This window comes from Providencia sp. UF-224 (assembly GCF_058245955.1).
Window position 1 is genome coordinate 1 of record NZ_JBSICC010000093.1, and the last position, 722, is coordinate 722.

At 47.2% G+C, this 722-nt stretch carries 1 protein-coding gene; it reads right to left on the reverse strand.

Features of this window, described 5'->3' with window-relative positions:
• Nucleotides 1-722 (reverse strand): ParB/RepB/Spo0J family partition protein (locus tag AC4IFO_RS22960; RefSeq protein ID WP_490737852.1); only part of this gene is annotated, 722 nt, incomplete at both ends.

Below are 722 nucleotides of genomic sequence, written 5' to 3' on the forward strand. Positions count from 1 at the left end.
CAAAGATCAGCTTGTTCATTTTCGTCGTCGGTTTCCCATGATTGCTGGCGTAAATCCGTTTCACGGGCACGCAATTCAGCCAGTAAATCTGCAAATTCAGGGGGAATGACCGCCTCGGGCGCATGGCTGAGTGACAAGGTTTCCGCGTCATTACCGTAAAAACTTGGACGCTCTAAACGGGCAATACCCCATTGCCAACCCTCAATATCCGCTAACAGTTCCGCACACGCAGTGAGTTTATCGAGTGCCAATTTTTCTAATAGTGGGGCATTTTCAATAAAACCTGCTTCGGTAAAGAGGTCAATTTCAAGGGTTCCCCCTGCTTGTTCGTAAGCATCCAAACCCACAAAATTTACCAGTCGATTATTTTCGACAGGGGTTTTGGCTTCTTCGACCGCTTCACGTAAATAGCGTGGCTCTTTTTTCCACCCAAAGGCATTGTTCCATACCATGACTTGGCGCTCATGGTCAGTGGTACCTGTTAAGGCTTGTAGTTGGTCAAGGGTAATATTATCCGCATCCAATTCGGCTAACAGCTCGGGCGCCATATTCGCCAAACGCAGACATTTTTTTACGTGGTGAGTGCTGAACCCTAATAAGTCACCGATTTCAGACGCATTTTTGCCTGTCTTTTGCAGTTCGATAAAAGCATGAAGTTGGTCGGCAGGGTGCATAGCTTCACGTTGGCTATTTTCCGTCAGGGAAATAATCAGCGCATCGGA